Annotated in this window: 1 protein-coding gene; it reads right to left on the bottom strand. The window is 43.1% G+C overall.

Annotated elements, in window-relative coordinates:
• Positions 1-118: 118 nt before the first annotated feature.
• Positions 119-298 (bottom strand): hypothetical protein, encoded by a 180-nt coding sequence (locus GQ589_RS11995; RefSeq protein WP_160426489.1) that lies wholly within the window; start codon positions 296-298, stop codon positions 119-121.
• Positions 299-350: the final 52 nt, after the last annotated feature.

Genomic DNA, 350 nt, shown 5'->3' with positions numbered 1-350 from the left:
CCATGGCAAACATGGAATGATGCAAAGGGGTTGGTTAAGGAAAAGCAATTGGAGAATTTATTTTGCTCATCGGACACGCATTTTGGTAAAATGAAAACCGATGAGTAATAGGTGTCTGTCAGATTAAGTTTGAGCTACCACAGTTAAACCAACAAAACGACACGCAACCAGAAAATGGCGAGACAACCAGTACCCCAACCGCTACAACCACCGCAACAGACACCACTCCACCAGCCACGCTTAGCGCTGACGGTAAGGCGTGGTTTTGTAAATATCCCAAACTTAGTACACAACTCACGTAGAAAATTAAGCTGCTTGTTTTAGTGTTTTATACTCAATCGGTGTCATGT

Origin of the sequence: Gilliamella sp. Pas-s27 (assembly GCF_009795865.1) — a bacterium.
Classification (GTDB): Bacteria; Pseudomonadota; Gammaproteobacteria; order Enterobacterales; family Orbaceae; genus Gilliamella.
The sequence above is the reverse complement of the archived record's forward strand: the minus strand, read 5'-3'. Positions and strand labels throughout refer to the sequence as shown.